Annotated in this window: 21 protein-coding genes and 1 tRNA gene; 11 read left to right on the top strand and 11 right to left on the bottom strand. The window is 58.0% G+C overall.

Annotated elements, in window-relative coordinates; translation table 11 throughout:
* Positions 1-16: 16 nt before the first annotated feature.
* Positions 17-1,120: a pyridoxal phosphate-dependent aminotransferase gene (locus tag SIB92_RS19255; protein WP_412553534.1), complete on the top strand. Its 1,104-nt coding sequence runs from the start codon at positions 17-19 to the stop codon at positions 1,118-1,120.
* A gap of 91 nt (positions 1,121-1,211) precedes the next feature.
* On the top strand, positions 1,212-1,397 hold the full coding sequence (locus SIB92_RS19250) for a hypothetical protein (RefSeq protein WP_294117846.1): 186 nt from the start codon (positions 1,212-1,214) through the stop codon (positions 1,395-1,397).
* Between the two features lie 5 nt (positions 1,398-1,402).
* Here SIB92_RS19250 and SIB92_RS19245 read toward each other — a convergent pair whose 3' ends face one another.
* Complete coding sequence (locus SIB92_RS19245) at positions 1,403-2,599, bottom strand: pyridoxal-phosphate-dependent aminotransferase family protein (protein ID WP_412553533.1); 1,197 nt, start codon at positions 2,597-2,599, stop codon at positions 1,403-1,405.
* A gap of 158 nt (positions 2,600-2,757) precedes the next feature.
* On the opposite strand from SIB92_RS19245, the gene SIB92_RS19240 reads away from it, so the two are divergent.
* Entirely contained in the window at positions 2,758-4,632 is a 1,875-nt protein-coding gene (locus SIB92_RS19240) for an ABC transporter ATP-binding protein (protein ID WP_412553532.1), read from the top strand.
* 6 nt (positions 4,633-4,638) lie between these two features.
* On the opposite strand, the gene SIB92_RS19235 is transcribed toward SIB92_RS19240, so the two are convergent.
* The gene (locus tag SIB92_RS19235; protein WP_412553531.1) at positions 4,639-5,325 is read right to left on the bottom strand and encodes a TIGR04283 family arsenosugar biosynthesis glycosyltransferase; all 687 of its coding nucleotides are present in this window, start codon (positions 5,323-5,325) and stop codon (positions 4,639-4,641) included.
* Between the two features lie 73 nt (positions 5,326-5,398).
* Here SIB92_RS19235 and SIB92_RS19230 point away from each other — a divergent pair, with 73 nt between their 5' ends.
* Positions 5,399-6,142: a YgfZ/GcvT domain-containing protein gene (locus tag SIB92_RS19230; protein WP_412553530.1), complete on the top strand. Its 744-nt coding sequence runs from the start codon at positions 5,399-5,401 to the stop codon at positions 6,140-6,142.
* Here SIB92_RS19230 and SIB92_RS19225 read toward each other — a convergent pair.
* Together SIB92_RS19225 and efp are read right to left on the bottom strand one after the other, a co-directional pair.
* Positions 6,139-6,612, bottom strand: a complete 474-nt coding sequence (locus SIB92_RS19225; protein ID WP_412553529.1) for an N-acetyltransferase family protein — start codon at positions 6,610-6,612, stop codon at positions 6,139-6,141. The genes SIB92_RS19230 and SIB92_RS19225 overlap by 4 nt on opposite strands.
* A gap of 82 nt (positions 6,613-6,694) precedes the next feature.
* Positions 6,695-7,258: an elongation factor P gene (efp, locus tag SIB92_RS19220; RefSeq protein WP_412553528.1), complete on the bottom strand. Its 564-nt coding sequence runs from the start codon at positions 7,256-7,258 to the stop codon at positions 6,695-6,697.
* A 219-nt stretch (positions 7,259-7,477) separates the two neighbouring features.
* Here efp and SIB92_RS19215 point away from each other — a divergent pair, with 219 nt between their 5' ends.
* Positions 7,478-7,798: a DUF6280 family protein gene (locus tag SIB92_RS19215; protein ID WP_294117859.1), complete on the top strand. Its 321-nt coding sequence runs from the start codon at positions 7,478-7,480 to the stop codon at positions 7,796-7,798.
* A gap of 90 nt (positions 7,799-7,888) precedes the next feature.
* Here SIB92_RS19215 and SIB92_RS19210 read toward each other — a convergent pair whose 3' ends face one another.
* From SIB92_RS19210 to SIB92_RS19200, 3 genes are all read right to left on the bottom strand, one after another.
* Positions 7,889-8,815: a hypothetical protein gene (locus SIB92_RS19210; RefSeq protein WP_412553527.1), complete on the bottom strand. Its 927-nt coding sequence runs from the start codon at positions 8,813-8,815 to the stop codon at positions 7,889-7,891.
* 72 nt (positions 8,816-8,887) lie between these two features.
* Positions 8,888-10,300: a TolC family outer membrane protein gene (locus tag SIB92_RS19205; protein WP_412553526.1), complete on the bottom strand. Its 1,413-nt coding sequence runs from the start codon at positions 10,298-10,300 to the stop codon at positions 8,888-8,890.
* 42 nt (positions 10,301-10,342) lie between these two features.
* Positions 10,343-10,996 (bottom strand): protein-L-isoaspartate O-methyltransferase family protein, encoded by a 654-nt coding sequence (locus SIB92_RS19200; protein ID WP_412553525.1) that lies wholly within the window; start codon positions 10,994-10,996, stop codon positions 10,343-10,345.
* A gap of 260 nt (positions 10,997-11,256) precedes the next feature.
* Here SIB92_RS19200 and SIB92_RS19195 point away from each other — a divergent pair.
* Positions 11,257-11,330 (top strand) — tRNA-Cys (locus tag SIB92_RS19195).
* A gap of 68 nt (positions 11,331-11,398) precedes the next feature.
* On the opposite strand, the gene xerC is transcribed toward SIB92_RS19195, so the two are convergent.
* The 3 genes from xerC to SIB92_RS19180 are packed head-to-tail and all read right to left on the bottom strand — an operon-like array spanning position 11,399 to position 12,818.
* On the bottom strand, positions 11,399-12,430 hold the full coding sequence (gene xerC, locus SIB92_RS19190; RefSeq protein ID WP_412553524.1) for a tyrosine recombinase XerC: 1,032 nt from the start codon (positions 12,428-12,430) through the stop codon (positions 11,399-11,401).
* Positions 12,427-12,618: a hypothetical protein gene (locus SIB92_RS19185; RefSeq protein WP_025060031.1), complete on the bottom strand. Its 192-nt coding sequence runs from the start codon at positions 12,616-12,618 to the stop codon at positions 12,427-12,429. The genes xerC and SIB92_RS19185 overlap by 4 nt, the downstream gene beginning before the upstream one ends.
* A gap of 23 nt (positions 12,619-12,641) precedes the next feature.
* Positions 12,642-12,818 (bottom strand): Arc family DNA-binding protein, encoded by a 177-nt coding sequence (locus SIB92_RS19180; protein ID WP_412555871.1) that lies wholly within the window; start codon positions 12,816-12,818, stop codon positions 12,642-12,644.
* A gap of 101 nt (positions 12,819-12,919) precedes the next feature.
* Here SIB92_RS19180 and SIB92_RS19175 point away from each other — a divergent pair, with 101 nt between their 5' ends.
* Positions 12,920-13,234 (top strand): Arc family DNA-binding protein, encoded by a 315-nt coding sequence (locus SIB92_RS19175; protein WP_412553523.1) that lies wholly within the window; start codon positions 12,920-12,922, stop codon positions 13,232-13,234.
* A 2-nt stretch (positions 13,235-13,236) separates the two neighbouring features.
* Here SIB92_RS19175 and SIB92_RS19170 read toward each other — a convergent pair whose 3' ends face one another.
* Positions 13,237-13,878 (bottom strand): hypothetical protein, encoded by a 642-nt coding sequence (locus tag SIB92_RS19170; RefSeq protein ID WP_412553522.1) that lies wholly within the window; start codon positions 13,876-13,878, stop codon positions 13,237-13,239.
* A gap of 158 nt (positions 13,879-14,036) precedes the next feature.
* On the opposite strand from SIB92_RS19170, the gene SIB92_RS19165 reads away from it, so the two are divergent.
* The 4 genes from SIB92_RS19165 to SIB92_RS19150 all read left to right on the top strand — a co-directional run bounded on the left by SIB92_RS19165 (position 14,037) and on the right by SIB92_RS19150 (position 17,084).
* The gene (locus SIB92_RS19165) at positions 14,037-14,249 is read left to right on the top strand and encodes a helix-turn-helix domain-containing protein (RefSeq protein WP_035920163.1); all 213 of its coding nucleotides are present in this window, start codon (positions 14,037-14,039) and stop codon (positions 14,247-14,249) included.
* A gap of 2 nt (positions 14,250-14,251) precedes the next feature.
* Positions 14,252-14,452, top strand: coding sequence for a hypothetical protein (locus tag SIB92_RS19160; RefSeq protein ID WP_412553521.1), 201 nt, complete (start codon positions 14,252-14,254; stop codon positions 14,450-14,452).
* A 299-nt stretch (positions 14,453-14,751) separates the two neighbouring features.
* Positions 14,752-15,384, top strand: a complete 633-nt coding sequence (locus SIB92_RS19155; protein ID WP_412553520.1) for a tyrosine-type recombinase/integrase — start codon at positions 14,752-14,754, stop codon at positions 15,382-15,384.
* Positions 15,385-15,851: 467 nt separating this feature from the next.
* Entirely contained in the window at positions 15,852-17,084 is a 1,233-nt protein-coding gene (locus SIB92_RS19150) for an aminopeptidase P family protein (RefSeq protein ID WP_412553519.1), read from the top strand.
* The last annotated feature ends 109 nt before the right edge of the window (positions 17,085-17,193 follow it).

Raw genomic sequence — 17,193 nt, 5'->3', positions numbered from 1 at the left:
GCGTCACTTTCCGCGCATGACCGGACCTCGCTATACCACACTGGCTGAAAGCCTGCCCGCCACCGTTCCCTTTGTCGGCCCCGAAGCGCAAGAGCGCGCCATGGGCCAGCCCTTTGCGGCCCGCATCGGCGCAAATGAGAACATCTTTGGTCCCTCGCCCAAGGCAATTGAAGCTATGCAAAAGGCCGCCTGTGACATCTGGATGTACGGCGATCCAGAAAGCTACGAACTACGCCACGCCCTGGCTGCACATCACGGTATTACGCCGGAAAACCTGGTGGTGGGCGAAGGCATCGACGGCCTGCTCGGCTATCTCGTGCGCCTGCTGATCGGCCCGGGGGATGCGGTCGTTACTTCTGAGGGCGCCTACCCCACCTTCAACTATCACGTCGCGGGCTTTGGCGGCGCGTTGCACAAAGTGCCGTACCGTGACGATGCCGAAGACCTGTCAGCCCTGCTCGCCAAGGCCGCCGAAGTCGACGCCAAACTGGTCTACTTCGCCAACCCCGACAATCCGATGGGCAGCTGGTGCAACGGTGAAGACATCATCGCCCAACTCGACAACATCCCGGACGGTTGTCTGCTTCTGCTGGATGAGGCCTACGTCGAACTCGCCCCCGAAGGCACAGCGCCGGAAATCGATATCAACGATCCCCGCGTGATCCGCATGCGCACCTTCTCCAAAGCCTATGGCATGGCTGGCGCCCGCGTAGGCTACGCGATGGGCGAGGCCCAAAACATCCGCGCCTTTGAGAAAATCCGCAATCACTTCGGCATGAACCGCGCCGCACAATCCGGCGCGCTGGCTGCACTGGAAGACGCATCGTGGCTGTCGGAAACCTGCGCCAAGGTCAAAACATCGCGTCAGCACATCGCGACAGTGGCCGCCAAACACGGTCTCAAAGCACTTCCCTCCGCCACCAATTTTGTCGCCATCGACTGCGGCAAAGACGGCGCCTACGCCAAAGCCATTCTTGACGGATTGGTGGCACGCGGCATCTTTGTGCGTATGCCGTTTGTGGCCCCACAAAACCGCTGCATCCGCATCAGCTGTGCTCCGACACGAGAAATCGACATGTTGGACACCGCTCTTGGCGAGGTTCTCGCTGAACTCTCTTAAGGCCGCGGCACGCAACCCGCGCGCTGTTCACGAAATTTTTTCCGTCTTGTGACACGAATCAGAGCTATCCTGCGTCTGAGGAGTGTCCGTGATGTCCCGCCCTGTGCAACCTGTCCAAGACTACACCACCACCTGCCTGGTCATGGCTTTTGTGAACCTGCTCTGGGTATTTGTGCTGGTATTTTTGCTCTGGGGCTTGCCAGCCGTGATGGTCTTGGCCGTGATCCTGAACGCAGGCATTGACCGCCTGCGCTCTCATTTGGATCGCCGCGCGTAGGAGGGCTATGCCTCAGCGATTACACGCGCTGCGGCTTCTATGGCACCTGAGCCGTGGGGAATATCCAGCGCGATCAATCCGGTTTGCACCGTCGCCAGAAGCCCCATAATCATCTGCGCATTCACATGCCCCATGTGCCCAAAGCGAAAAAACCCGTCGCTTTGCGGATCATCCTCTGTGGCCATGCCCAGACCGATGCCCAAGGTGATGCCCGCTTGATCCTGACACCACCGCCGCAACCGCGTGCCGTGTTCTTTGCCAATCCGCAAAGAGGTCACCGCCCGACTGCGATGCGCCTCATCCGCCATGTTGAGCTCAAGTGGACCTTCCGCACTCCACGCGTCACAGGCCGCCCAAATCGCCTTCGCCAGCACCTCATGGCGTTGCCAGACATGCTCCAGCCCTTCCTCCAGGATCATATCCAACGCAACGCGCAAACCGTAGAGGTGATGCGTCGGAGCCGTGCCGCAGAACAACTGATAATACATCTCGCCTTTGGCCCGAGGCACCCAATCCCAATAGCGGCTCACCCTCGGTAACGCCGCCCGGCGCGCAGCAGCCTTGTCGTTGAAAAACACAAAGGCCACGCCCGGTGGCACCATGAGCCCTTTTTGGCTGGCTGCGATCATCACATCGACGCCCCAGGCATCCATCTCAAACCGGTCACACCCCAGCGAGGCAATGCAATCCACCATCAACAGAGCCGGGTGCCCGGTTGCATCAATCGCCGCGCGTAGGGCCGCGATGTCATTACGTGCCGATGTTGACGTGTCCACATGCACCGCCAGCACAGCCTTGATGGCATGGTCCTTGTCCGCCGCCAAAGCCTCGGCGACCTTAGCCGGGTCCATCGGAGAACGCCGTCCAAAGTCGATGACTTCACACTCTGCGCCCATCCCAGCGGCCATTTCGCCCCAGCCATGCCCAAACGCCCCCGTGGCCGGCACCAGCACCCGGTCACCGGGTTCAATCACATTGGCCAACGCCGCTTCCCAAACCGCATGGCCATTGCCGATATAGATCGCCACATCGTGCTTGGTTCCGGCCACCGTCTTCAGGTCCGGCAACAACCCATACGTCAGGTCGATCAACTCGCCTTCATAAATATTGGGCGCGGCCCGATGCATCGCGCGCAACACCGCCTCCGGCATCACAGATGGCCCCGGAATCGCCAGGTAAATCTGTCCCTGTGTGAGTTTCATAATTGCGTCCCCTGCTACACCTCACGGCACCCTAACGTGCAGGAAAGCAACGTCAATCGCCTGTCTGCACCGGCGAAACGACGCCATTGGCTCTGGTTTTGCCGCGCTGCCACCTGTAAAGGTCAAAGTCACTTCAAAGGTCGGAGAAGGCACAGATCGTGACTGACACAGACGTTAAACCCACCAAAGACAAAGGCTATCTTCTTTCCTGGCTTTGGCGGAAATACCTCCACCGTCACAAGTGGCTGCTGATTTTCTCATCCGTCCTGATGGCCATCGAGGGCTCCACGCTGGGTCTCATCGCCTGGATGATGGAACCGATGTTTGACGCCGCCTTCTCCGCAGGCAGCCAAACCGCGCTCTGGGGGGTCGGCCTGGTCTTTGCCGGGATTTTCTTCACCCGCGGCGTGACCAGCATCGGGCATAAGGTCATGATGAACACGGCGGCACAACGCACCTCCGCCGACCTGCGCGTCGACTTGCTGGGACGGATGATGTTGCAAGACAACGCCTTCCACCAAACCCACCCGCCGGGCTACCTTATTCAGCGCACCCAATCTGACGTCACCGCGATCAATGGCGTCTGGGCTTCCTTCATCACGGGCGCAGGACGGGACTTCATCTCTCTCTTGGCCTTGCTCGGTGTCGCGCTGAGCGTGGACTGGCGCTGGACCATTGTGGCCTGCATCGGCACGCCACTCCTGATCCTGCCGTCCCTTGTGGCTCAACGCTTTGTGCGCCGCCGTGCCCGCGAGGCCCGCGACCTGGGGGCGAAAATTGCCACCCAGCTGGACGAAACCTTCCACGGCATCATTCCCACCAAGCTCAACCTGCTGGAAAAATACCAGACCACCAAATTTGGCGGCCTGACCCGCAAACTGGTCCGCGCCGAAGTGCGCGCCGTGGCTGGCACCGCCTCCATTGCCGCCATGGTCGATTTCACCGCAGGTCTGGGGTTCTTCTGTGTGCTGATCTATGGCGGCGGTGAAATTGTGACCGGCGAAAAAACCATCGGTCAGTTTATGAGCTTCTTCACCGCACTGGGCATGATGTTTGAACCGCTCCGTCGCCTCGCCGGGCTCTCTGGCCGCTGGCAAATCGCTGCCGCCGCAATTGAGCGCTTGAAAGAGCTGATCGAGACCGTTCCCACCATCCTGTCTCCCAAAGATCCGGTCCCCGCCCCAACCGGCACGCCGGGTATCACCATGGACAAAGTCAACCTGGCTTATGGCGACGTGACAGTGCTGGACGGCACCAGCTTTGTTGCGGAACCCGGAAAAACCACGGCCATCGTCGGGGCATCCGGGGCTGGCAAATCGACCATCTTTAACGTGCTCACCCGCCTTGTGGACCCGCAAATCGGCACCAGCTTGATCGACACCGTGAACAACCGTGACATGAGCCTGCCGGATCTGCGCGGACTGTTCTCGGTGGTGTCACAAGAGGCCATGCTGTTCGACGACACAATCCGCGAGAACATCCTGCTGGATCAAACCGGCGTCAGCGAGGAGCGCCTTCAGGAAGTGCTCAAGGCGGCCCATGTCTCCGACTTCCTGCCCAAGCTGTCGGATGGGCTGGACACCGAAGTGGGGCCACGCGGCACCAACCTCTCCGGCGGCCAGCGTCAACGTGTGGTCATTGCCCGCGCCCTGCTCCGCGACACCCCGATCCTGCTGCTAGACGAAGCCACCTCCGCGCTGGACACACGCTCGGAAACCGTGGTTCAGGCGGCTTTGGACAAGCTCTCCTCTGGTCGCACCACTTTGGTGATTGCTCACCGGCTGTCTACCGTCCGCAACGCCGACAAGATCCTCGTGATGGACAAAGGCAAAGTGGTGGACCAAGGCACCCATGACGAGTTGCTCGCCCGTGGCGGTATCTACGCCGACCTCTATGAGCTGCAATTCAAAACCAAAGGTGAAACCGCGGAGGCCCGCGCCTTGCAACCGGTCGAAGGTCTGGAAGCCGCATTGCCTCAGCCCAAGCGTTCCATTCTGTCGCGCATCTTTGGCCGTCTCGCAGGCCGCGAATAACTCAGATCACTGGCGGCGGTACGCTGCCGCCAGTGTCTCCGGCGACACGCCTCCCAAATACCGCAGCAAAGTCCATAGGTTGCGCCCTCCTCGGCGCAACCAGCCTTGCGTCTGATACTTGCGCGGGCTGGTGATCGCCTGAGCGTCCAATGGCGCCAATCGCGCCCGCCCCAGTTGCCGCGCCATCGCAACGTCTTCCATCAAGGGAATATCGGCAAACCCACCAAGCGCCTCGTATAGCTGCCGAGAGATCAAGAGCCCCTGATCGCCATAGGGCAAACCAAACATACGGCTGCGCAGATTGGCCCATCCCGCCACCAGACGCCCCGCCAAACCGCCTTTCGCGAACCCCAACGCAAAGTACCCAGCCACATCCGCCTGAGCCAAATGCGCCTCCACAGCGGCACTCCAGCCCTCAGACAACACCGTGTCGGCATGCACAAACAGCAGCCACTCACCTTGCGTATTGGCTGCGCCAGCCAGTAGCTGTCCGCCCCGCGATGCCGCGCAACGCACAACCTCCGCCCCGGCCTCTTCGGCAATCTCCAGCGTACCATCGCTGGACCCGCCGTCCGCCACGACCAACTCCCGGATCACCCCTGCAGACACGCCCTCAAACAACGCGCCCAAACAGGCAGGCAGCCCCGCTTCCTCATTCACTGTCGGGACCACAACACTCACAGGTGCACGCATTTCTTACTCCAGCCCTGTTGCACGGCGACACCGCTTCTATATGACAGGAGAGCGCAAGAACAGGAGCAGCGGCATGTCCACGTCAGATCGCAGCATTTTTCGCCTTACCGGCAGTGACACAGAGAGCTTTTTACAAGGCCTCATCACCAACGACATGACCCACCTGACCGATGGTCTGCTCTACGCCGCCATCCTGACGCCTCAAGGCAAATACCTCGCGGATTTCTTCCTGAAACGCGACGGCGATGCCGTTCTGCTGGACGCAAACGCGGCACAGGCCCCTGCGCTGCAACAACGCCTGACCATGTATAAACTGCGCGCCGATGTCACCATTGAGCCAACCCCCCTGCACTTGCATCGTGGCCTCGGCGACATTCCGGAAGACGCCGCCATCGATTCACGTTCCCCAAACCTAGGCTGGCGCGCCTACCGAGATGCGCCCCAGGAAGATGACGCCACTGACTGGACCGCGCTTTATGTGGCCAATCAGGTGCCCAACGCCGGACTTGAGCTCGACCACAACAGCTTCATCCTCGAAATGGGCTTTGAGCGGCTCAACGGCGTCGACTTCAAAAAGGGCTGCTATGTTGGACAAGAAGTCACCGCCCGCATGAAGCACAAAACCGAACTGCGCAAAGGCCTCGCATTGGTCAGCATTGAGGGCAACGCCGAGGCAGGCACGCCGATCCTGAAAGGCGACCGCGAAGTGGGCACCTTGCACAGCGTTGCAGGCGATCAGGCCCTCGCCTACCTGCGCTTTGACCGCGCCGGCGAGGACATGACAGCAGGCGACGCCAAAATCAGCTACCCGGCCTAGTCGCCCAACATTTTGCGGTAGCGCAGCCCCAGTACCGCTGCGCCCTGCCCGCTCATGAGGTGTTGCGAGTGTGCGTTGAAGCCATGCACCATCGACTTCCATTCTTGGAAGTCATTGTCGCGCATCCACTCCTCTAAAGCGGCTACCAAAGCTTTACCAACGCCCTGGCCCCGGCAGGTTTCATCGACGCAAATCTGATCCAGCTCCACATGCCGGGCCGGATGCAGAAACGGCGACGCCTCCCGCACCACAGGCACTGCCAGCAAGAAACCGGTCAACGCACCATCCGCCCCCTCGGCGACAAACACCTGCGCACCTTCGTCCAGCCGCCGAGCGAAGAACTCCGTCACTTCCCCTGGCGTAGCATCACCCCGATATTGCTCCGGATGCTCCCGCTCATGCAGCGCATTCACCTGCGCCGACAGCGGCAACAGCGTTTCAACTTCATCCGCTCTCAAAAATCTAATCACAAAAAAACCTCCAGTGATGTCACCGGAGGTTTCTTAATCTGACCCCCGGCAGGTTGCGCGGGGATACATGTCCGGGCGCGGCTTATGCGCGCTCGGAATATTCCATGGTCTCGGTGTTCACGACGATGCTCTCGTCCTGCCCCACAAACGGAGGCACCATAACTTTTACACCGTTGTCCAAAATCGCCGGTTTAAACGAGTTCGCCGCCGTCTGACCTTTCACGACCGGCTCGGTTTCCACAATCTTGCAGGTCACTTTCTGTGGCAGGCTTGCGTTCAGCGCCTCGGACTCGTGGAATTCCACAACAATGGTCATGCCATCTTGCAAAAACGGACGACGATCGCCCAGCAGATCCGCAGGGATCTGGTTCTGCTCATAGGTCTCCGTGTCCATGAAGATCAGCATGCCGTCATCCTCATAGAGGAACTGCTGGTCTTTCTGCTCCAGACGCACGCGCTCCACTTTGTCAGCAGACCGGAAACGCTCGTTCAGCTTGGAGCCATTGCGCAGATTCTTCATCTCGACCTGTGCAAACGCACCGCCTTTGCCGGGCTTCACATGGTCCACTTTCACAGCGGCCCAAAGACCACCATTGTGCTCCAGCACGTTACCGGGGCGAATTTCGTTACCGTTGATCTTGGGCATATTAAGAAAACCTAAGCAAAAAAGGTTGATCGGAGGGTTTAGCCTCCTATATCTGCCCAGTCGACAGGTGGCAAGACAACCTGTCACGGGAAAAATCCGCAGAATGCTATGCAAATTCCGCATAGAAGCTATGCATCTGAGGACTATCCGAATCGGCTTGGATGCGTCATAAGGAGCGCCACGCCGGAAATACAAGAGCAATAACACAAGGACGACGAGATGACCCATTTCGTTGATGCAGCGGCATACAACAATGAACAAGGCAACCGTGCTCGCAAGCTGTTCGCAGCTGTGGTTCTCGCGGCCTTGGACGATGCCATTGCGGATGACAAGAAATACGGCAACGGCCCGGAACAGATTGCCCGTTGGGCCCGGTCCCGCGACGGTCGCGAAGTGCTGTCCTGCGCAGGTATTGACCCCAACGAACGTGTGGTCGAAGGCCTGATGGAATTTGTTGGCAAAGGTGTCCGCACCTCTGTTGCGCTGTCGCGCGAAGAAAGCGAGCGCCGCAACGCCGCTGCACAGGCCGAAGCCGCCTAAACACTCTCTGCAAGCTGCCTAACAAAAAGCGCGCCCAAACGGGCGCGTTTTTTGTTGTCTGAATGTCTGTATAAGCGCGGTCGCGTTAACCTATCCGAGGTCGTGCGCCGCCAAGGCGCGGTGAATTTCGCGCCGCACCAGCTTGCGCACATTGCGGGTGATGCGTTCGCCCAGTGCGCCCTGCAGCTCCTGACGCACAATGTCGGCCACCATTTCACGCAGCATCGCTTCGTCAATCTCGGCGGTTTCTTCCATCGCCTCAGACAGCGCTTCGGCATCCACAATCTCTGCCGCTTCGGCAATCTCTTCCGGCATATGCGCCCGCAGTTCGTCCATCACCGCGTCCGCCATATCCGGCGCCGCATCCGCCTCCGGATCATAGCTCACATCGTCGGTTGAGGTGGCATCGCGGAACTGGTGAATCCGGGCTTCCAGCACCTGTTTGAAATCAAACGGCTGCTCTTCATCCATCGCCTCTTCTGGAGCGGCATCGCTCGCCGCTTCAAAAGCCAAAGGCGCCTCGTCCTCAGACACAACAGCCTCATCTGCAGAGCCCACCTCGACCATCACATCATCCTGCGCGGCCTCGGCACCCTCTGGCGTAACCTCTTCAGATTCAATGGAAACCTGACTTTGCTCCGCTTCGACGGTTTCTGCAGCGTCAGGCTCAGCCTGCGCTTCTACCTCGTCGACGTCTTCAGGAGGATCAATCTCGCCAGCGTCCGGATCATCCGCTTCGTCGACAGCGGCCTGCGGTTCATCAGCATCGCCATCAACATCGGCGTCAGGCGTGTCCTCAACCCGCAGCGCAGGTGTCAGCACCAGAGCCAATGGCGCTTCCGCCACAGGGGGCTCATCTTCCGAAATCTCGTCCTGCGCCGATGACGTATCAAAGACCACCGGACGTGCCGGTGCCTCGTCTTTACCCGCGTCCGGCAAAGGCCGATTCTCCGACACAAGCCGGCGGATAGACGTCAAAACATCTTCGATTTCCGTGTTGGTCACTGGATCGGACATAGAAATTCACCACTCTTACCTCACGAAGAGTGTAGCCTCTGCCGCTAAGCCATACAACAGATAGGAAAAATGTTATTCTTTCCCAATTGCTTTAAGCACACGGTCTAATTTTTTACCTTGTTCAGACCGCAGCGCCGGCGCGTTTTTCACCATGTTGAAGTAGGCTTCCGGGTCATAACGCTCCACCCGCAGGTTCAGGTGATCCACCGTCAAAAGCCCCATGGATGACAGAACCGCATAGGCCGCCACAATCTGTACCGCCTGCGCATCAATGCGATCGGCTTCCGCGTCCAGCAAATCCTGCTCAGCGGTCAACACATCCAACGTGGTCCGCGCGCCCAGTTTGGCTTCTTCACGCACACCTTCAAAGGCGATCCGCGCCGCTTCCACCTGACGGGCACTTGCCTGGATCTGCGCGCCGGCTGCAATCAACCGCGCCCAGGCGGTCCCGGCGTTCTGGCGAATGTTGTGACGCACCACGTGCAGGTTCGCCCGCTCCGCATCACGCCGTGCCATGGACTGACGCAGCAGGGCCGACAGACGGCCGCCTTGATAAATCGGGCCACCCAACTCAACACCCACACGGGCGGAGTCAGAGAAGGCTGACGAATCAAAATCACGACGTGCACCGATGTTGGTTTTCAAGGTGATGGTTGGCCCCATCGCCGCCCGCGCCCGCTGCACGTTAATCTCGGAGGCCGAAATCTGGTACTGCGCCTGCAACATCTGTGGGTGCGACCGCACCGCCACGGTTTTGGCCTGATCCAGAGACCCGGCCGCCTTTGGCAAGCTGCGTGGGGTCACAAGGTTGCCGGGACGCTCCCCAACGGCTGCCGCGTAGAATTCTTTGCTGGCTTCCAGATCACCCTGAGCCGCTGCCAATTGCGCACGCGCGCCAGCCAAACGGGCTTCAGCAAGTGCCACGTCGGTTCGTGTCACTTCGCCAACTTCAAACCGGTCTTGCGCAGCCTGCAGTTCCCGCTCCAGCAGACGCAGGTTGTTCTGACGCAGCTTTACAAGCTCATCATCGGCGACAACGTCCATAAAGGCCTGCACCGCATTGAACAGAACTGTCTGCTCCACCGACACCAGCGCCTGACGGGTGGCCAGCACGCTTTCTTTGGCCGCTTCCACGGCCAGCTTGGAGTTGCCGTTGTCAAACAGAAGCAGGTCCGCAGACACGCCGATGTTGGCATAAGGTGTCCAACCCACCGCATTTGTCACCGAACCAGAACCGTTCCGGCCGTAATCATAGCTGACGTTGCCAAACCAATTGATGATCGGCCGCAGCAGTGCTTGCGTGACCGCCACATCTTCGTCCGCCGCCCGCAACAGCGCCCGGTTCTGCTCCAACAAGCCACTGTGCTCATAAGCCGTGGCCAGCGCATCCGAGAGCGTCTGCGCCTGCGCCGCTCCAAATGAAACCGCTGAAACCGTCAGTGCCAACGCACCGTGTCGAACCGCTTTGTGTACCTTCTGGAACATGGCTGCTGCCTCCTGCGTGTCGTTGGTCCGCTTATCAGGACCTTATAATTGGAAAGCCCGGTGTTTCTCGAACCCGGGCATCACGGGGGCCATTGCGTTAAACGCAAAGGTCCAGTTGATGTCACCATCAAGTTTATAGCCGACGCGCACAACCCCCAAAGCACCTTCCACAAACAACGCGGCAATTCGGCCACCCTCTTTGAGTTGCGCCAGAAGCCCCTCAGGCAGGGTTTCAACACCGCCCTGAAGCAGGATCACATCATAAGGTCCATGCTCAGCGGCGCCTTGTGTCAGTTCGCCCTGATGCACCACCGCATTGTCCGCACCTTGCTCGCTCAGCGTGCTCTGCGCCTCAGACGCCCGGCCTTCGTCGTCTTCCACGGCAATCACCGCTTCCGCCATCCGCGCAATCACGGCCGAGGAATAGCCAAGCCCTGCGCCCACATCGAGCACCAGCTCGTCGTTTTGAATATCCAGCGCGTCCAGCATCTTTGCCAGGGTGCGCGCATCCAGCACCACCCGCCCTTTGTCCAGCGTCACGCAAGTGTCCACATAAGCGGCGTCGCGCTGGCTGTTGGGTACAAAGGCTTCACGCGGCACGTTTAACATGGCCTCGATGACAGTGAACTTGGTCACATCCGACGGACGGATCTGCGTATCAACCATAGTGGTGCGGAGGGTGGCATAGTCGGTCATCGATTTCTCATGTGCTCAGACTCGTGTTGCGTTCTCTTGCCACAACCGCGCGTGCTCAGCAACGGTCAGCGCCTGTCTTTTCCCTGAATGTGACAACTCTGCGCGCCTTATCAAGCCCCTGCCCCGCCTAAGGCTCCCGCTTGCCGAAACGTCATTGAGGCGTGCATCTGCAAAATGCCCTCAAAAAGGGGCTTGCACCTTCCCAAGATTCATACCATTTATGCGCCCACTCTGGAGCAACACTTCAGAGCACCACGGATGGCGAGTTGGCGGAGTGGTGACGCAGCGGATTGCAAATCCGTGTACACCGGTTCGATTCCGGTACTCGCCTCCAATAAAATCAATGACTTGCGTCATTCTTCCTCTCCTTCACTGCCATTTTTGAAACAACCGTTGAAACTTTCATGTTTCGGTCTTGCTTCGTTCCATTTGATTTCTTGCCTCTTGAGCGCGCTTCGCCAGCTCCCTTTGCCGGATCGGGCCACCGTATTTTTTGAGCATCTCAACGCCTGAGTGGCCGGTAACAGCCTTGACCATCTCGTCATCACATCCAGCCAGATACAGCTCGATCGTCGCATTTTTCCTGAGCCCGTGAGTTTTGTAGTAGCTCGCCTTCTCGTGCTTCATCTTCTTTTTGATGGCACGCATTTCCTCGGCAACGATACGGTAGCTCACTGGTCGACCTTTCGCGTCGGTCACAACAGTGCCGTCCGTTCGTGCGAGCCCGTCGAGGTGGGCTTTCAAGCGGTCGGTGAGCGGGATCCACAACGGTTTGTCGGTTTTTCCCTGCGTAAAATCGAAACCTTCATCGGAGAAGTGCTCCCATTTCATCTTAACGACATCGCCAATACGCTGACCTGTGCCGACGCAAAGCTCATAGACCAGCCGCGCCCTTTTCGAAGCCAGCGCTTCGAACTCAGCCCGAACATCATCTGGCCAAGGCTCCCACCCGTCGCTCTGCTGCTTGAAAAGCGGAATACCCTTCGCCGGATTGCCGTGCTCTTTCTTGATGAAGCCGATCAACCGGGCGTGATTCATCAGGACGACCATGACCTGGACAAGATAGTTGGCTTGCCGCCAATGATCCGCATTGGCCCGGTGCAGTTCGTAGATGTGATGGGTTTCGATCCTCGCGGGGTCTTTGTCGGCCCAGATCTCGCGAATGTGGCTGATATACCGCCGATAATCGGACCTCGTCCGGGGCTTCAGTTTCTTGTAGGCGTCGCTCTCGTAGTAGCTAAGAATCAGCGCCTCAAAATTGCGTTTTACCGGCGCTGGCGCGGGTTTTCCCTTCAGCAGGCGATTGTAATGATCCCAAAATTCCGGGGTGCCCGCTTCCTCGTGCATCATGACCGAGATACCGCGTGAACGCCGGATGAACCGGAGATACCCCCGGTCATTATAGACGTATTTGGGCAAGCTCTTGCGAGTCATTCGCCCATTCTCAGGTCACTGTTGAGAAAGTCGTCTGCCGCCTCTGGCGCGACCATGTTGGCATCGACGATGACGCTGCCATCAGGCTTGATCTCGAACTTCGCGCGCTGCCAACCTGCCTCCCGCGCCTCACGGATGAAGGCCGAGGCCGCTTGCTTCGCCTTTGTCTGTACACTTGCTTTGGTCATCTAATCGACACCTTTCATACTCGTTAACAATGCGCACTATCACCCTGATCCATATTAGTATTTCCGGATGACCTGAGCATGGAGCGCCTGTCTTTTGCTGCCCGAATAGCGCGAATCACTTCTGAATTTTGGGAATTTCCATTGCGATCAGACTCCGCCTTGATCCACTCTTTGAGCTCTTGCGGAAGCCGAAGCTGCATTGGTTTACGACTGTTCATGAAACGCCTCCAGGTTGTAACTTCACCCATTAGTGGCATTTAGCCACTATTGCGTCAAATACTTTTTATGGCACAGTGCCACCATGTCAGAACAAAGCGCCCAAAATCAGGATAAATTCATCGTGCGGCTGCCAGACGGCCTGCGCGATAGAATTCGCCTCGCAGCCGAGGCCAACCATCGCAGCATGAATGCTGAGGTCGTTGCCCTCCTCGAAGAAAACTACCCGGCTCCTGTGCCGGAAAAATTGGATGACCCCGCAGCGAGGTTACTCTTCTGGCTTGCCAAACGCATCCGCCGAAGGAACCCGAAGCCAGGGACGCCAAGGGACAAACAAGCCGCCCTATATGAGCGAATTGCGGGCGATATCGCGGAGCGTATGAAGGACATCGGCGACTAGCCCTAGTAGGCCACCCACTCATATCCATGGTTGCCTTCGTGATCTTCCCATTCGACACCGACCCCGCGCCGCCAATTTGATGACGAACAGCGCCGTGACGGCAGAACCCATTTCGGGGCAGCTGCTGGTGTCGTGCGCTGCCAACCGAATTCGCCCTGCGTGCCGTAGGTCCCGAGACGCATGTTGTAGCTCTCAGAGCAATCATCGTCGCGACCGCGCTCGCGATGGCTATAGTACCGCACATCCCAGACGCGGATCGAGCGGACAAAATCAAATTCCAGACCGCTAATGTCGATATCGGCACCGCTTTCAGCCACCTGAGCCTGAATAACCTGGGCGAGTGTCTGACCATTGTGGTTGCTGACCTCCCAGATCTTCGGGGCCGTGCTTTGCAAAGGCGCACGCTCAGAAACACCCATCGGACAACGCCAGATTTGCAACGGCGGCTCAATCGGCCAGGGCGTGATCCGGCGGATAAACACGGCACGGGCATGGGCACATTCTGCTGATGCAGGCCACCCACCAGCCAGGCAAAGCAGAATGGCGCAGTCGACCTGATAAGCCTTCGCCGCCTGCGGGGCCACGGTTGAAAGCAGAGCCACGACAGCTCCGGCGCTCCAATTTCTGATAAGTCTGGACCACATATCAATAAATGCCTCACGATAACAATATTGCACTATTGATACGCTACCTCCAACCCGGACCCTTACACCATATGCGGGCATAGTGTTTATGATGTTCGCGCGCGTTTTGTGGAATATATTCCGTAGAGCGGTTCCTGCGATCTGGCCGAATACAGGCCATGAAATTGAGGGAACAAGTAGGGCTAAACATCCGGAATCTAAGAAATTCCAAAGGTATGAGCCAAGAACAACTAGCTTTGGCTGCGGACGTGGACCGCAGCTACATCAGCGAGATCGAACTCGCCAAGAATTCAGCATCAATCGATATTCTGGAGCAAATTGCGCTTGCCCTCGATGTTGCCCCAAAGGAATTGTTTAACGAGAGGGGCTAGTTTTGCCCAAACTTGAGAGTGTTCGCACAACGGCCGAAGCCATCGGCCGTATTTCCTGCATCGAGACAGGCGAAGAAATCGGCCTTCTGTATCAGTGGGACAACGGCGAGACGCAGGCAGCGTTGTACAATGACAGCCGCCCTAAGACACCACTCTGCTCGGATCATTCCCCTGAACCGGACCTTGGTGCAAAACGCAGCTAACGGCCGGAAAGAGCCCACACCGGAAGTCCTTATTCTGTGCTGCGTGCGCTAGCAGCACGGATTGTGCTGCATTGGCGAAGGTTTTGATGCTGCAACGCGGTGTAAGAAGCAGCCATTCGCACAACCCGGAGCATAGATGCGGCAGTCAAGGATCAAGTCCCGGAGCTTTCCCGCCGCACAAGACCCAGGCAAAAAACTAAGCGCCAACGATGGGCAACAGTGTGTCGACCCGATGCTATGCTTCAGACGTCAGCGCGGTGCTGACGTCTGGGTTTGGAGGGAGGATTGGAGGGCATGTTATGCCACGAGTCCAACTTCCCGCAGTCACCCCAAAACGCAGAGCTTGGAACAAAGGGCGGATCATCGGCCAGAAACGACCGCTGTTTCCCAAACAGGTTTGGGCAATCCGCGCTCGGCTCGAGATTGCAGGCTACCTTCGCGACCTCGCACTGTTCAACGTTGCGATTGATAGCAAGTTGCGAGGGTGCGACTTAGTCAAACTCGCCGTGACCGATTTGGTCAAAGATGATCGCGTTCGCGAACGAGTTTCGGTGATCCAGAGCAAAACCAAAAAACCGGTTCGGTTTGAACTGACTGGAAATACGAGAGAAACGATTACTGCTTGGGTTAGGTCGCCTGAAATGATCGGCTGCCTTTTTATGTTTCCCAGCCGCTTTCACGACCGTCCGCACATCTCCACACGGCAATATGGTCGACTTGTTCGTGATTGGGTGACTGCAATTGGACTGGAACCGAGCGGTTACGGCACTCATTCGCTCCGTCGGACCAAAGCTGCCGAGATATACCGCAAGACGGGTAACCTTCGCGTGGTGCAGCTTCTACTTGGTCACACAAAAGTTGATAGTACGGTGCGATATTTGGGCGTTGAGTTGGAAGATGCTCTGAGTATTGCGGAGCGCATAGATATCTAGGCAATGTTGGCGAACGGTGCTTGCCGTTCGCCAGATCATAAGAGATCTGAAATCACGTGGCGGCGAAAACGAAATGCAAGCCCATATTCACGGATGCTGCGGTCGCAGCCCGCTTTGCGGCTTTTCCCAGCGGCTTCAAAATCTGAGTTTGGTCGAATTCGCAGGATTGTTGGACGTTCCCGTCGTTGCCAGGGTGAACGCGCAAGAGGACGGGTCCAAAGTCAGCTAACAGCTTGCGTTTTTCCAAGAGTTCGGCGGTGACCATTCTTGATCAGGCGATGCTTTTCGTCTATTGACGCACCATGGGATTGACGATGGCGTCGTCACTAACGGAAACCCTGTTAGAGCATCCCACCCCAACCATCCTGAACGCCGGGATCTTGCTTTGCCGCTGTGTGGTGAGGGAAGGTGCAACCGGTATGAAAAGCACTCCTCTCAGCACACGCGGCCTGAACAGGAGTATACCGATGGCCGGAATATCCGAGTTTGGCGTTGCAGGACAGCGCCCAGATTTTTACCGTTTTCACCAAGGCGAAAAGGTGCTGCCTTTTGCCGACGCCGAATATGAAGCACGCTTGAGCAAACTGCGTGGAGTCATGGCTGATGAAGGTATAGATGCCTGCGTGATGACCTCCATGCACAACGTCGCCTACTATTCGGGTTTTTTGTATTGTGCGTTTGGTCGGCCTTACGCGCAGGTCGTCACAGCCACGGAAACCGTCACGTTCAGCGCGGGTATTGATGCAGCCCAACCTTGGCGCCGTGGATATGGCGACAACATCACCTACACAGATTGGCAGCGGAACAATTACTGGCGCGCGATCCAGTCTGTAACGGGTTCGAGTAAGGTCATTGGTTTCGAAGGGGACCATATCTCCTACACGCAACTAGGCCTGATGGATGAATTCCTTTCGCCTTCTGCCAAGAAAGACATCGCTCCGGCCACGATGCGTTTACGCATGCACAAGTCGGCCGCTGAGATCGAGTTGATCCGCGCGGGGGCCAACACGGCAGATGTGGGTGGCTATGCGATACGCGATGCCATCAAAGCCGGTGCACGCGAAGTCGATGTGGCCATGGCAGGCCGCGATGCGATGGAATTGGAGATTTCCAAACGGTTCGCAGATTCTGAAATCCGCGACACATGGGTCTGGTTCCAGTCCGGCATCAACACCGATGGCGCGCACAACCCTGTGACCTGCCGCAAACTAGAGCGCGGCGATATTCTGAGCCTCAATACCTTCCCCATGATCTCGGGCTACTACACGGCGCTTGAACGCACGCTCTTCGTCGAGGAAGTGGATGCGGCGAGCCTCAAGGTGTGGGAAGCGAACGTCGCTGCACATGAATACGGAATGAGCTTGCTCAAGCCCGGCGCGTCCTGCGCTGAGGTCACGCACAAGATCAACGACTTCTTTGCGGAACGTGACATGCTGCAATACCGGACCTTTGGCTATGGCCACTCTTTCGGTGTCCTGTCGCATTATTACGGTCGTGAGGCAGGGCTTGAGCTGCGTGAAGATATCGACACTGTGCTTGAGCCGGGGATGGTGATCTCGATGGAGCCAATGCTGACGATTCCTGATGGCCAACCCGGCGCAGGTGGGTATCGCGAGCACGATATTCTGGTCATCACAGAAGACGGCAACGAAAACATCACCGGCTTTCCCTACGGCCCCGAACACAACGTCGTGGGCTAGGGTGCATGGGCAAAAGGTAAGAGCGGTTTCGGCTGCTCATACCCGATCGCCGCGCGTTGGTTTCGGCGGACAGAGATCAGGCGCAACGACGCCTGCCGGTTGCGGTCCC

Origin of the sequence: Shimia sp. MIT1388 (genome assembly GCF_047124445.1) — a bacterium.
Lineage (GTDB): Bacteria > Pseudomonadota > Alphaproteobacteria > Rhodobacterales > Rhodobacteraceae > Shimia.
The sequence above is the reverse complement of the archived record's forward strand: the minus strand, read 5'-3'. Positions and strand labels throughout refer to the sequence as shown.

What these genes read in the sequence shown, in the direction of transcription:
- SIB92_RS19165 (WP_035920163.1), top strand. Translation starts at nt 14,037, where the DNA reads ATGAAATTGAGGGAACAAGTAGGGCTAAACATCCGGAATCTAAGAAAT.
- SIB92_RS19255 (WP_412553534.1), top strand. Translation starts at nt 17, where the DNA reads ATGACCGGACCTCGCTATACCACACTGGCTGAAAGCCTGCCCGCCACC.
- SIB92_RS19185 (WP_025060031.1), bottom strand. Translation starts at nt 12,618, where the DNA reads ATGACCAAAGCAAGTGTACAGACAAAGGCGAAGCAAGCGGCCTCGGCC.
- efp (WP_412553528.1), bottom strand. Translation starts at nt 7,258, where the DNA reads ATGCCCAAGATCAACGGTAACGAAATTCGCCCCGGTAACGTGCTGGAG.
- SIB92_RS19170 (WP_412553522.1), bottom strand. Translation starts at nt 13,878, where the DNA reads ATGTGGTCCAGACTTATCAGAAATTGGAGCGCCGGAGCTGTCGTGGCT.
- SIB92_RS19180 (WP_412555871.1), bottom strand. Translation starts at nt 12,818, where the DNA reads ATGCAGCTTCGGCTTCCGCAAGAGCTCAAAGAGTGGATCAAGGCGGAG.
- SIB92_RS19230 (WP_412553530.1), top strand. Translation starts at nt 5,399, where the DNA reads ATGTCCACGTCAGATCGCAGCATTTTTCGCCTTACCGGCAGTGACACA.
- SIB92_RS19235 (WP_412553531.1), bottom strand. Translation starts at nt 5,325, where the DNA reads ATGCGTGCACCTGTGAGTGTTGTGGTCCCGACAGTGAATGAGGAAGCG.
- SIB92_RS19245 (WP_412553533.1), bottom strand. Translation starts at nt 2,599, where the DNA reads ATGAAACTCACACAGGGACAGATTTACCTGGCGATTCCGGGGCCATCT.
- SIB92_RS19210 (WP_412553527.1), bottom strand. Translation starts at nt 8,815, where the DNA reads ATGTCCGATCCAGTGACCAACACGGAAATCGAAGATGTTTTGACGTCT.
- SIB92_RS19205 (WP_412553526.1), bottom strand. Translation starts at nt 10,300, where the DNA reads ATGTTCCAGAAGGTACACAAAGCGGTTCGACACGGTGCGTTGGCACTG.
- xerC (WP_412553524.1), bottom strand. Translation starts at nt 12,430, where the DNA reads ATGACTCGCAAGAGCTTGCCCAAATACGTCTATAATGACCGGGGGTAT.
- SIB92_RS19200 (WP_412553525.1), bottom strand. Translation starts at nt 10,996, where the DNA reads ATGACCGACTATGCCACCCTCCGCACCACTATGGTTGATACGCAGATC.
- SIB92_RS19215 (WP_294117859.1), top strand. Translation starts at nt 7,478, where the DNA reads ATGACCCATTTCGTTGATGCAGCGGCATACAACAATGAACAAGGCAAC.
- SIB92_RS19250 (WP_294117846.1), top strand. Translation starts at nt 1,212, where the DNA reads ATGTCCCGCCCTGTGCAACCTGTCCAAGACTACACCACCACCTGCCTG.
- SIB92_RS19155 (WP_412553520.1), top strand. Translation starts at nt 14,752, where the DNA reads ATGCCACGAGTCCAACTTCCCGCAGTCACCCCAAAACGCAGAGCTTGG.
- SIB92_RS19175 (WP_412553523.1), top strand. Translation starts at nt 12,920, where the DNA reads ATGTCAGAACAAAGCGCCCAAAATCAGGATAAATTCATCGTGCGGCTG.
- SIB92_RS19150 (WP_412553519.1), top strand. Translation starts at nt 15,852, where the DNA reads ATGGCCGGAATATCCGAGTTTGGCGTTGCAGGACAGCGCCCAGATTTT.